Source organism: Faecalibacterium sp. IP-3-29, from assembly GCF_023347335.1.
Classification (GTDB): Bacteria; Bacillota; Clostridia; order Oscillospirales; family Ruminococcaceae; genus Faecalibacterium; species Faecalibacterium duncaniae.
Genome location: NZ_CP094471.1, coordinates 91,713 through 104,572, shown reverse-complemented (window position 1 = coordinate 104,572; position 12,860 = coordinate 91,713). Strand labels below are relative to the sequence as shown.

At 60.0% G+C, this 12,860-nt stretch carries 9 protein-coding genes; 2 read left to right on the top strand and 7 right to left on the bottom strand.

The window, feature by feature from the left end; translation table 11 throughout:
- Positions 1-311 precede the first annotated feature (311 nt).
- Entirely contained in the window at positions 312-2,555 is a 2,244-nt protein-coding gene (locus tag MTP40_RS00460) for a glycoside hydrolase family 3 N-terminal domain-containing protein (protein ID WP_098923902.1), read from the top strand.
- A 44-nt stretch (positions 2,556-2,599) separates the two neighbouring features.
- Entirely contained in the window at positions 2,600-3,976 is a 1,377-nt protein-coding gene (locus MTP40_RS00455; RefSeq protein ID WP_098923903.1) for an MATE family efflux transporter, read from the top strand.
- 91 nt (positions 3,977-4,067) lie between these two features.
- On the opposite strand, the gene argF is transcribed toward MTP40_RS00455, so the two are convergent.
- The 7 genes from argF to MTP40_RS00420 all read right to left on the bottom strand — a co-directional run bounded on the left by argF (position 4,068) and on the right by MTP40_RS00420 (position 12,622).
- On the bottom strand, positions 4,068-4,982 hold the full coding sequence (argF, locus tag MTP40_RS00450) for an ornithine carbamoyltransferase (RefSeq protein ID WP_005928855.1): 915 nt from the start codon (positions 4,980-4,982) through the stop codon (positions 4,068-4,070).
- The gene (locus MTP40_RS00445) at positions 4,979-6,184 is read right to left on the bottom strand and encodes an acetylornithine/succinylornithine family transaminase (RefSeq protein WP_098923905.1); all 1,206 of its coding nucleotides are present in this window, start codon (positions 6,182-6,184) and stop codon (positions 4,979-4,981) included. Before MTP40_RS00445 ends, argF begins: the two co-directional genes overlap by 4 nt.
- A gap of 119 nt (positions 6,185-6,303) precedes the next feature.
- The gene (argB, locus tag MTP40_RS00440) at positions 6,304-7,158 is read right to left on the bottom strand and encodes an acetylglutamate kinase (RefSeq protein WP_097773048.1); all 855 of its coding nucleotides are present in this window, start codon (positions 7,156-7,158) and stop codon (positions 6,304-6,306) included.
- A gap of 176 nt (positions 7,159-7,334) precedes the next feature.
- Positions 7,335-8,564 (bottom strand): bifunctional glutamate N-acetyltransferase/amino-acid acetyltransferase ArgJ, encoded by a 1,230-nt coding sequence (gene argJ, locus MTP40_RS00435; protein ID WP_156076636.1) that lies wholly within the window; start codon positions 8,562-8,564, stop codon positions 7,335-7,337.
- Positions 8,565-8,720: 156 nt separating this feature from the next.
- Complete coding sequence (gene argC / locus MTP40_RS00430) at positions 8,721-9,656, bottom strand: N-acetyl-gamma-glutamyl-phosphate reductase (protein WP_156066295.1); 936 nt, start codon at positions 9,654-9,656, stop codon at positions 8,721-8,723.
- Positions 9,653-11,053, bottom strand: a complete 1,401-nt coding sequence (gene argH / locus MTP40_RS00425) for an argininosuccinate lyase (RefSeq protein WP_242886641.1) — start codon at positions 11,051-11,053, stop codon at positions 9,653-9,655. The genes argC and argH overlap by 4 nt, the downstream gene beginning before the upstream one ends.
- Positions 11,054-11,386: 333 nt before the next feature.
- The gene (locus MTP40_RS00420; protein WP_005928879.1) at positions 11,387-12,622 is read right to left on the bottom strand and encodes an argininosuccinate synthase; all 1,236 of its coding nucleotides are present in this window, start codon (positions 12,620-12,622) and stop codon (positions 11,387-11,389) included.
- Positions 12,623-12,860 lie beyond the last annotated feature (238 nt).

Below are 12,860 nucleotides of genomic sequence, written 5' to 3'. Positions count from 1 at the left end.
TATGAACTATCCCTCAAATTTCTGTTAGTAAAATTTTGTGGGAAAACAGGACAATTTTACTCTCCTTGGGCGAAATCAACAGTTTTAAAAAACAGCGTTCGTCATTTTGCACATGATTGTAAGATACTAGTACAGCACATTCCACAAAACAGACTTGTATTCCAACCGCGCGCAAAAAAAGAATACAAGGAAAGTGCGGAAATATCCAAAAAATTTTCTAGTTGTTCCGCGCGGCGGCCTATTATAATAGGTATAGCATCTGCGGCTCTGTGGCATGGGCCGCTGCGTTCAAAAGAAAAGGAGAAAACACTATGGCAGTGAAAGCATCCGAGCGTGTAAAGCGCTACCAGAACCCCAACGGCCCCACCATCAGCACCGTGGAGCGCAAGGTCATCGAGCAGGACGGCCTGTATTTCAAGGACATCGACGGCACCGGCACCGTCAGCGCAGTCAACGACTGGCGCTTGACCCCGGCTGAGCGCGCCGAGGCCTATGTCAAGGTTCTGACCACCAGCGAGAAGATCGGCCAGATCTTCACCTCCGACTGGCGCATGGGCCCCAAGTATCCTTCCCCCCGTCTGGCAGCCAACGGCCACAAGCCCGTGGCGGACGAAAGCGGCCTGCTGGACGAGGCACCCGTGAACGTCTCCGACAGCATCTTCGGCTCCCAGTCCCTGCCCAGCACCTCTGACATGGTCAAGAAGAGCTTCAACCGCCACGTCATCCTGCGCGAGAGCCCCACGCCCGAGGATCTGGCAGATTACCTGAACCAGCTGCAGTACCTGACCGAGACCTGTGATCACTTTGTTCCCATGCAGGTCATGTCCAACAGCCGCAACGAGAACGGCGAGGTCGTGTTCGGCATGAACGATGCCACCGGCGTGTTTGCCACCTATCCCGGTACCCTGGGCATTGCTGCTGCCGTCAAGGGCACTGCACGCATCGACATCATCGACAAGTTCGCCGACACCATCCGCCGCGAGTGGAACGCCTGCGGCCTGAAGAAGGGCTACATGTACATGGCCGACTGCGTCACCGACCCCCGTTGGCAGCGCACCTTCGGCACCTTTGGCGAGGACCCCGCACTGATCGAGGAGATCTTCGACCACCTGATCCCCGGCATCCAGGGCGGCAGCAACGGCGTTACCCCCGAGGGTGTTTCCATGACTGTGAAGCACTTCCCCGGCGGCGGTGCCCGTGAGAACGGCTTTGACCCCCACTATGCAGCAGGCCAGTGGAACATCTACGCCACCCCCGGCTCCCTGCAGAAGTACCACATCCCGGCATTCCGTGCAGCCATCCGCCACAATGCCGAGTCCATCATGCCCTACTACTCCAAGCCCAGCGCCGAGAAGAGCGCTCCGCAGGAGGACTTCAACGGCAACCCCATCGAGCTCCAGCCCTACGGCTTTGCCTACAACAAGGTGTTCATCGACGGCCTGCTGCGCGGCCAGATGGGCTTCAAGGGCTACATCAACTCCGACACCGGCATTGTTCACAATATGTGCTGGGGCGTTGACATGCTGGACGAGCCCGAGCGCATCGGCTATGCTGTCACCCAGAGCGGCGTGGACCTGATCTCCGGCCTGCTGGACAACGAGCTGGGCGAGGAGAGCTACGCCCGCGGCACCAACGACTACTACGACACCCACGCGGTGCCCGCCGGCTTCAAGAAGGAAGATCTGGTGCTGACCGATGCCAGCCTGAACCGCGCTGTCAGCCGCACCCTGACCGAGCTGTTCCGTCAGGGCATGTTCGAGGACACCTACGCCGACCCCAGGAAGGCCGCCGAGGTCGTTGCCACCAAGGCCGACTGGGAGGAAGCTTCCCGCGTGCACCGCGAGTCCGTTGTCCTGCTGAAGAACGACGGCACCCTGCCCCTGAAGGACGGCACCAAGGTCTACGCTGAGGCCTTTGGCAAGAGCGCCGAGGCCGGTGAGGCCGCCACCAAGGCCCTGCGCGAGATGCTGGGCAATGTCACTCTGGTGGACACCCCCGATGAGGCCCAGGTGGCCCTGCTGATGGTCAGCCCCCAGTCCGGTGCATACTTCAACGCCACCCCGGGCTACCTGGAGCTGGACATCTGCGAGGACAAGACGGTCTGCAACGTGGATGAGAGCGGCAAGCCCACCACCGAGACCCACAAGGAGACCACTCTGGTGGGCGCAAACCGTCTGGCCGGTATCGCTGCTGCGGTCCACGCACACGGCGGCAAGGTCGTTTCCAACATCAACTGCCCGCTGGCCTGGGAGGTCGGCAATGTGGAGAAGGTCTCCGACGCTCTGACCGTCGGCTTTGACACCTACCCCTCCGCAACGCTGGATGTGATGTTCGGCCGCTTTGCTCCCGTTGGCAAACTGCCCCTGACCCTGCCCAAGGGCGACGAGGTGCTGGCTGTGAACGCGGACGGTGTCTGCATCAGCCCCAACGACGTGCCCGGCTTTGCAAAGGATGCCTACATGCCCGACAGCATGAAGGACGAGAACGGCAAGGCTTACGCCTACCGTGATGCCGCGGGCAACTACTACGAGATGAACTTCGGCCTGACGTTCTGAGGGCAGCCCTCTCCGTCTCGCTCAAACCAAAGGAGACACTTTCCATGGCACAAACGCAGAAAAAACAGCAGGATATGGGCACGGGTGACGTGAAAAAGCTCCTGCTCCAGCTGATGATCCCCGCCGTTGTGGCGCAGGTGGTCAACCTGCTGTACAACATCGTGGACCGCATCTACATCGGCCACATCTCGGGGATCGGCGCGGCGGCTCTGACCGGCGTGGGCCTGTTTACCCCCATCCTGATGCTCCTGAACGCCTTTGCCATGCTCATCGGCTCCGGCGGCGCGCCCCGCACCGCCATCGCCATGGGCCAGGGCGACAAGAAGCAGGCAGAAAAGATCGTCAGCAACAGCTTTACCATGCTGCTGCTCTTCTCGGTCGTCCTGACCATCGTCTTTTACGCCGCCGCACCCACCCTGCTGCGGCTGTTTGGTGCCAGTGACACCACCCTGCCCTACGCTCTGGCTTACAGCCGCATCTACATTCTGGGCACCATCTGCGTGCTGATCGTGCTTGGCATGAACACCTTCATCACTGCGCAGGGCTTTGCCAAGATCAGTATGCTGACCACCGTTATCGGCGCGGTCATCAACATCGTGCTGGACCCCATCCTCATCTTTGGGCTGGGCATGGGCGTAAAGGGTGCTGCCATTGCCACCGTGCTGAGCCAGGCAGTGGGTGCCATCTGGGTCATCCGCTTCCTCACCGGCCCCAAGACCATCCTCAAGATCCGCAAAGAGGACATGAAGCTGGAAGGGAAGATCATCATGCCCGTGCTGGCACTGGGCATTTCCACCTTCGTCATGCTCTCCACCGAGAGCCTGCTGTCCATCAGCTTCAGCTCCAGCCTGGCCCGCTACGGCGGTGACGTGGCCGTGGGTGCCATGACCGTGATCACCAGCGCCTCCCAGCTGTGCACCATGCCCATCTCGGGCATCTGCCAGGGCGGCCAGCCGGTGATGAGCTTCAACTTCGGCGCAGGCAAGAAAGACCGCGTCAAGCAGGCATTCCGCTTCCAGCTGACCCTCTGCCTGAGCTACACCACCATCTTCTGGCTGCTGATGATGCTGGTTCCCGGTGCAGTGGCTGGCATCTTCACCTCGGATGCCTCCCTGATCGATTACACCACCTGGGCCATGCGCATCTACATGGCGGGCATCTTCTCCACCGGTGTCCAGATCGCCTGCCAGCAGAGCTTTATGGCGCTGGGTCAGGCCAAGGTCAGCCTGCTGCTGGCCTGCCTGCGCAAGCTCATCCTGCTCATCCCTCTCATCTTCATCCTGCCCCATGTGGTCGCGAACCCCGTGTTCGGCGTGTTCCTTGCCGAGCCCGTCAGTGACATCATCGCCGCTGCCGTGACCGCCACCACCTTCTTCCTCCAGTTCAATAAGATCCTGGACAAGGGCGCTGGCAGGGTCTGATGAGGGCCCCGGCCTGAGCCGCAGACCCTGAGAGAAACCATAAGAACCCCGGAGCTGCAGTTTCCTGCAGCTCCGGGGTTCTTTCTCGTTTTTACAGACCGGCCAACAGGATGGCCAACACGGCTTTCTGCACATGGAGACGGTTCTCGGCCTCGTCAAAGATCTCGTCGGCGTGCTCTTCAAAGACAGCGGTGGAAATCTCCTCACCCCGGTGCGCAGGCAGGCAGTGGAGGAGCATGGCATCGGGCTTTGCACCCTCCATCAGCCTGCTGGTCACCTGAAAGCCCGCGAAATCCCGCAGACGGCGCTCACTTTCGGGGGTACCGGGGGCCGTGTTCCATGCGGCGGTCACCACCACATCGGCATCCTTCACACCCTCGGCGGGGTCGGTGAGCAGGTGAAACTTTTCGCCATACTTGTGGGCGAACATCAGCACGTCGGCGGCAGGGCGGTAGCCCTCGGGGCAGACGCAGGTCACACGCATCCCTGCCAGCAGGCCGCCCACGATGAGGCTGTTTGCCATGCTGCAGCCATCGCCAATAAAGCAGAGCTTCTGGCCCTCCAGCGTGCCCCGGCGTTCCCGGATGGTCATCAGGTCGGCCAGCACCTGGCAGGGATGGGCGTAGTCGGTCAGGCCGTTGATCACGGGCACACCGGCCAGCTCGGCAAACTCTTCCAGATCGCACTGACGGTAGGTGCGCCAGACCACGCAGTCGTAGTAGCGGCCCAGCACCCGGGCGGTATCCTTGAGGGGCTCGCCCCGGCCGGACTGCAGCTCGGTGGCGGCGTTCATGTAATTGCCCAGACCGCCCAGCTGGTAGACACCCACCTCAAAGCTGGTGCGGGTGCGGGTGGAATTTTTGGAGAACATCAGCGCCACGCTCCTGCCCTTGAGCAGCGCCGGGGTCGTCCCGGCCTTCTGCTCTGCCTTGAGCTCCTCCGCCACATCAAGGATGTGATGGAGCTCAGCGGGGGAGAGGTCGCTCATTTTCAGCAGATGTTTCATGCCTGCTCCTTTGGAGCCTTCTGCTCCATCTCGGTCAGCACCTCGTTCAGGATGCCCAGAGCCTTTTCCACATCGTGGGCGGTCAGGGTCAGCGGGGGCAGCAGGCGCAGGCGGCTCTTGGCCGTGAGCACCAGCAGGCCCTTTTCGCGGCAGGCGGCCAGCACGTCCGCGGCCTGGATGCCGCCAAAGAACTCGATGCCCACCATCAGGCCAATGCCGGAAAGGTTCTTGACCATGGGCAGCTTGGCCAGACCAGCGCGCAGCTGAACGGCCCGTTCACTGACATTGGCCAGGAAGCTCTGATCCATCCGATCCACCACCACGTTGGCACCGGCGCAGACCACCGGGTTGCCGCCAAAGGTGGAACCGTGGCTGCCGGGGCCCATGCCCTCGGCGGTCTTTTCGTTCAGCAGAACGGCACCGATGGGCAGGCCGCCGCCCAGGCCCTTGGCCAGCGTGACGATATCGGGCTTGAGGTTGTAGTGCTCACAGCACAGGAAGGTGCCGGTGCGGCCCACGCCGGTCTGCACCTCGTCCACGATGAGGACAAGGTCCTTTTCATCACAGAGAGCACGCACAGCCTGCACATACTCAGGGTCCAGCGCCATCACGCCGCCCTCGCCCTGGATCAGCTCCAGCATAATGGCGCAGGTATGGCGGTCCACCAGTTCCCGGAGGCCCTCGATGTCACCGGCGGTGGTATAGACAAAGCCCTCGTTGAAGGGGCCAAAGTAGTTGTGGAACACCTCCTGACCGGTGGCGGTCAGGGTGGCAATGGTGCGGCCATGGAAGCTGTTGACCAGCGTGATCACAACATCGCGGCCTTTGCCGTAGTGGTCAAAGCTGTACTTGCGGGCAGCCTTGATGGCACCCTCGTTGGCCTCGGCACCGGAATTTCCGAAAAATACCTTGCTCATGCCGGTGCGCTTGCACAGCTTTTTGGCCAGCTTGCCGCAGGGGGCAGTGTAGTAAAGGTTGGAGGTGTGCTGCAGCTTGTGGGCCTGCTCGGAGACAGCCTCGGCCCAGGTCAGGTCGCAGTAGCCCAGGCTGTTCACGCCGATGCCGCTGGTGAAATCCAGATACTTCTGGCCCTCAGGGCCTTCGGCATACAGGCCGTGGCCCTTTTCCAGAGCAATGGGATTGCGGTTATAGGTGTGCAGGACATATTCGTTGTCCCGCTTGATGACTTTTTCGGAATCCATAGATATACCCTCCTTGGTTAGCGTCCTCGCCCTCTCAGTCTCGCATTCGCTCGCCAGCTTCCCCAAAGGGGGAGCCTATTCATCTTTATTATATCGCCCGATATAATTTTCAGCAAGCCTTATTCCTGATGGCTGCGGCGGTAGAACCGGGTGCCGGAGCCCCGGTTGGAGAACAGCTCCAGCAGGATGGAGTGGGGCACACGGCCATCGATGATGACCGCCTCGTGGACTCCCTGATAGATGGCATCGGCCATGCCGCCGATCTTAGGGATCATGCCGCCCGCAATGATGCCGGCAGCCTTGTAGCCCTCGATCTCGCTGACCTCCACCTCGGGGATAAGGGTGGTCTCATCGTCCTTATCCCGCAGCAGGCCGGCGATATCGGTCATGGAAACCAGCTTCTCGGCCTTGAGGGCAATGGCGATCTGTGCGGCGGCGGTATCGGCGTTGACATTATAGGCCTGGCCCAGATCGTCCATGCCCACTGTTGCGATCACGGGGATATAGCCGCCGTCCAGCAGGGTGGAGATCAGGGTGGGGTCCACATGGATGATCTCGCCCACATGGCCCAGAGCAGGGTCCAGTTCGGTGCAGCGGAGCATCTGGCCATCCATGCCGCACAGGCCCACGCCGCGGCCGCGCAGCTTTGCCACAAGGTCCTTGTTCACCTTACCGGCCAGCACCTGCTGAACGATCTCCATGGTAGCGTCATCTGTCACACGCAGACCGTTGTTGAAATGGCTCTCCACGCCGACTTTTTTCAGCATCTCGTTGATGGCCGGGCCGCCGCCGTGCACCAGCACCACCCGCACCCCCAGCAGGGTCAGGGTGACAAGGTCGTTCATCACGGCGTTTTTCAGCGTCTCGTTAATCATGGCGTTGCCGCCGTATTTGATGACCATGGTCTTGCCATGGTATTTCTGGATGTAAGGGGTCGCCTCCGAAAACAGGAGGGCCATTTCTTCGTTTTTCATATCTTTCCTCTGAACCCTCTCAGTCAATGCCTTGCGGCATTGCCAGCTCCCCCGAAAGGGGGAGCTTTTGTCGAATGGGTCACTTGCTCCATAAAATTAAAATCTGCTGCTTGTCGTTCGTTCCTAAAGCTCCCCCTTCGGGGGGGCTGTCGCCGCAGGCGACTGGAGGAGTTCCATTAAGTTCTATAATCCCCGTTGATCTTCACATAATCATAAGTCAGATCACAGCCCCATGCCTTGGCGCTGGCATCGCCGGTACCCATATCCACCTTGACAAGGATATCATGCTCCGCCAGAACTTTGGCAGCCTCGTCCTCGCTGTAGGGGTGGTAGGCGGCGTTCTCGCAGACATAGACCTCACCGGCGGCACTGCTCAGCCAGACACAGACCTTGTCGATGGAGAAATCGCCGGGGGTGTAGCCGATGGCGCAGAGGATGCGGCCCCAGTTGGCATCGCGGCCAAAGACAGCAGCCTTGAACAGGTTGGAGCAGACCACGCTGCGGCTGACGGCACGGGCCGTTTTCAGATCGGGGGCGTGGGTCACCTCGCAGGTGATGAGGTGGGTGGCACCCTCGCCGTCACCGGCGTGCTCGGCGCACATGTGCTCGGCAATGGCGGTCAGGGCCGCCACAAAGGCATCGTAGTCGGCGTTCTCTTCGCAGATCTCGGGGTTTCCGGCCAGACCGGAGGCCATGATGATCAGGGTATCGTTGGTGGAGGTGTCCAGATCCACACTCATCTGGTTGTAGGTGCCGGGCACCACGGTCTTGAGAGCCTTTTCCAGCAGAGCGGGGGAAACAGCGGCATCGGTGGTGTAGAAGGCCAGCATGGTGGCCATGTTGGGGGCGATCATGCCGCTGCCCTTGCCAATGGCACCCACGGTGCAGGTCTTGCCGCCCAGCTCAAACTGGATGGCATACTCCTTTTTGTGGGTATCGGTGGTCATAATAGCCGTGGCTGCATCGGTGCTGCCCTGCGCGGTGGCCGCTAGCTTTGCGGCAGCGGCGGGGATTCCCCGGGCAAAGGGGTCAATGACCATGGGCTGGCCAATGACACCAGTGGAGGCGGGCAGCACATCCTCGGCGGGGATGTGCAGTGCCTCGCCCACCAGCGCACAGCACTCCTCGGCCAGAGCCACGCCGTTGGCGGCGCAGGTGTTGGCGTTGCCGCTGTTCACAAGGATGGCCTGTGCATAGCCGTCCTTCAGGTGGGCACGGTCCACCTTGATGGGCGCACCGCAGACCTTATTGGTGGTGTAGACACCGGCGGCGGCACAGCGCACCTCCGCCTTGATGAGTGCCAGATCGTATTTTTCATTATGATTTGCGCGGATGCCGCAATGCACGCCAGCCGCTGCAAAGCCCTTGGGGGCACAAATGCCGCCCGCAACTTCTTGATACTGCATAAAGATTCTCCTTTCCCACAAAGAAATACTCCCTCAGTCACGGCATTCGCCGTGCCAGCTCCCTCACGGAGGGAGCCTTTGCGTAACCGTCAGCTGCAAAAGCCTCCCTCTTTGAGGGAGGTGGATGCGAACACCGTGAGCAGACGAAGGGAGTTTTTATTCCAACCCCTGGGTCTCCGGCAGCCCCAGCATCAGATTCATACACTGGACTGCCGCACCGGAAGAGCCCTTGCCCAGATTATCAAACAGGGAGACCAGCATCATCTGATCCCCGGCGGCGTTCACGGTGCTGTACAGCTCCATGCGGTCGGTACCGGCCATGGCGTTGGAGTACAGGCCGTTCTCGGGCAAAGGCTCGTTCAGGGCGTGCACCTTGATGGTGGCGGCATCCCTGTAATACTCCGCCAGCCCTGCGGCCACCTTTTCGGCACCGCCCCAGACCGGCTGGAAGGGCACCAGCACCTGCATCCCGCTGTAATAATCGCAGACCACAGGCACAAAGGCGGGCGGGTTTGCCAGCCCACTGATCTTCTGCATCTCGGGCAGATGCTTATGGGCAAGGCTCAGACCGTAGCTCTTGGGTGCATCCAGCTTGCTGTGGGCCGGACGGTCGGGGCTTTCGTAATCGGCGATCATCTTTTTGCCGCCGCCGGAATAGCCGGAAATACCGGTGCAGCTGTAAAAATCACCCGCTCCGGCAAGGCCCAGCTCCACCAGAGGCCGCATGATGCTGATAAACCCGCTGGCATAGCAGCCGGGCACCGCCACGCGGCAGGCATTTTTGATCTTTTCCTTCTGGCCCCTGAGTTCCGGGAAGCCGTAGACCCAGTTGGGATCCGTGCGGAAAGCCGTAGAAGTATCCAGCACCTTGACATCCGGGCGGAGCAGGGGCATGACCTCTCTGGAGGCGGCATCCGGCAGGCAGAGGAAGGCGAGGTCAGCCGAATTGATGACCTTTGCCCGCTCGTTCACGTCCTTGCGGCCCTCCTCGGAGATGGAGAGCAGTTCAATTTCGGGCCGGGCAGCCAGACGGTCGGCAATGCGCAGACCCGTGGTGCCTGCGGAGCCGTCGATAAAGACCTTTACGCTCATGCGTTGTTCGCCTCCCATGCGGCCAGCTGGTCCATAGCCAGCCGGATCTGGTTGTTGACGCTGGCCTCGCTGGGGCCGCCGTAGCTGGTGCGGCCCTCACAGCACTTGATGAGGTCGATGGCATCATAGATATCGTTCTCGAACAGGGCGCTGTAGCCCTTGAATTCGTCAAGGGTCAGTTCCTCCAGGGTCTTATCCTTTGCGATGCAGTCGGAGACCATGCAGCCGGTCAGCTTGTAGGCATCCCGGAAGGGCATCCCCTTCTTGGTCAGGTAGTCGGCGCAGTCGGTGGCGTTGATAAAGCCCTTGGCGGCGGCGCGGCGCATGTTGGCAGGCAGGGTCTTCATGGTGTCCAGCATGGGGGTGACAGTTTTGAGGCACAGCTCCAGCGTATCCACTGCATCGAAGATGGCTTCCTTGTCCTCCTGCATATCCTTGTTGTAAGCCAAAGGAATGCCCTTCATCATCACCAGCAGGGTGTTCAGGTCACCGTAGACGCGGCCGGTCTTGCCGCGGATCAGCTCGGTGACATCGGGGTTCTTCTTCTGGGGCATGATGGAGGAGCCGGTGGTAAAGGCATCGTCCAGCTCGATGAACTTGAACTCCCAGCTGCACCAGAGGATGATCTCCTCGGAAAGGCGGGACAGATGCATCATGCAGATGGAGATGGCGTTGGCCAGCTCAATGCAGAAATCGCGGTCAGAAACGCCGTCCAGACTGTTGGCGCAAGGGGCGGCAAAGCCCAGCTTTTCGGCGGTGAACTGACGGTCCAGCGGGTAAGTGGTACCGGCCAGAGCGCCGGAACCCAGCGGGCACTGGGCATCCATGCGGGCGGTGGCATCCTCAAAGCGCTGCAGGTCGCGCAGAAGCATGGAGGCGTAGGCCATCAGCGCATGGCCAAAGGTGATGGGCTGGGCGCGCTGCAGGTGGGTGTAGCCGGGCATGACAGCGGTGGTATTCTCCGCCGCCTTGCTGCAGATGACCTTGATGAGCTCCACAATGTAAGCCTGCAGGGTGTGGCTGTAATCCCGCAGGGTCAGGCGGATATCCAGCGCCACCTGATCGTTGCGGCTGCGGCCGGTGTGCAGGCGCTTGCCTGCATCGCCGATGCGGGCGGTCAGGGTCTGCTCCACGAAGGTATGCACATCCTCGGCGTTGGGGTCGATCTCCAGCGCACCGCTTGCCAGATCGTCGGCAATGGAGGCCAGCCCGCTGAGGATATCCTCGCAGTCCTTTTCGGAGATGATGCCCTGCTTGGCCAGCATGGCGGCGTGGACCCCGCTGCCGCGCATATCCTGCGCGATCATCCGCTGGTCAAAGCGGATGGAGGAGTTGAAATCATTGACGCGCGAATCGACCGCCTTGGAGAAGCGGCCCTTCCATAATTGTTCTGCCATATTTTTTTCCTTTACTGATAGGCGGCTCACCCTCTCCGTCATTGCTTGCGCAATGCCACCTCTCCCAAAGGGAGAGGCCTTGGCAATCCACACAAAGTTTACGGTTTCGCCAGAGGCTCTCCCTTTGGGAGAGCTGGACGCGAAGCGGCCTGAGAGGGCGAGGATGTTTATCTTGTAAATAAAAACAGCTAAAAACGGCAAAGCCGCCGCAGGGGAAAACGCTCCTGCGGCGGTGCCGCCGGCAACTATGCCGGTTTTGGAACTCCGTTGTGAAAGTGTAGAAAACACACCGGAGAGAAAGTTGGCTTTGTGTGATCCCGGTGGATCAGCCGCTTAGTCTTCGATCTTCGGCCAGCTCTTGGACAGCTTTGCGCGCTCCTTGATGGACAGGCCGAACAGGTTGATGAAGCCTGCTGCATCTGCCTGGTTGTAATCCTCGTCCTCACCAAAGGAAGCAGTCTGCTCATCGTACAGGGTGAACGGAGAGGTGACACCGGCGTTGATCATGTTGCCCTTGTACAGCTTCAGCTTCACATCGCCGGTCACGGTCTTTGCCAGGCTGTTGGCAAAAGCATCCAGAGCCTCACGCAGCGGGGTGAACCACTGGCCATTGTAGACGATGTCGGCATACTTCTGAGCCAGCTGCTCCTTGAGGTGTGCGCTCTCCTTGTCCAGGGTGATGGTCTCCAGAACATTGATGGCCTTGTACAGGATGGCACCGCCGGGGGTCTCGTACACGCCGCGGCTCTTCATGCCCACCAGACGGTTCTCCACGATATCCAGCAGGCCGATGCCGTTCTCGCCGCCCAGCTTGTTCAGGTACTCCACCAGCTCCACAGCGCCCATCTCCTTGCCGTCAACAGCAGTGGGAACGCCCTTTTCAAAGTGGATGGTCACATAGGTCGGGGTGTCGGGAGCCTGCTCGGGGCTGACACCCAGCTCCAGGAAACCGGGGTGGTTGTACTGGGGCTCGTTGGCGGGGCTCTCCAGATCCAGACCCTCGTGGCTCAGATGCCACAGGTTCTTGTCCTTGGAGTAGTTGGTCTCGCGGTTGATCTTCAGGGGGATGTGGTGAGCCTCGGCGTAGTCGATCTCTTCGTCACGGCTCTTGATGTCCCACTCACGCCAGGGAGCAATGATGGCCATATCGGGGCACAGGGCCTTGAGGGTCAGCTCAAAACGCACCTGATCGTTGCCCTTGCCGGTGCAGCCGTGGCAGATGGCATCTGCGCCTTCCTTGATGGCGATATCGGCCAGAGCCTTTGCAATGCAGGGGCGTGCAAAGCTGGTGCCCAGCAGGTAGTCCTCGTACTTTGCACCGAACTTCAGGGTGGGGAAGATGTAGTTCTCCACAAAGTCCTTCTTCAGATCCAGAACGTACAGCTTGGAAGCGCCGGTAGCCTTGGCCTTTTCCTCCAGGCCGTCCAGCTCGGTGCCCTGGCCCACGTCACCGGAAACGGCGACGACTTCGCAGTTGTTGTAGTTTTCCTTCAGCCAGGGAATGATGATGGAGGTATCCAGACCACCGGAGTAGGCCAGAACGACTTTTTTGATGTTTTCCTTTTTCATAATAAACGCGCTCCTTTTAATAAAAATACACTTTTGTATCCTGATGCGCACTTTCCCTTCGCATCCTCTGTCTTTGATTTGCGGTTGATGCTTTTATTATACGCAGCGCGGCTTTTCCGTCAATGCTGAAAACTGCCAAACATGCCGCGCATTTGCGGCAGGATTTGTTACACTTTGTATGTTTATACAGTATCATTTGTTTATATTCAATTTTTATGCATTCAAAATGTATATATGA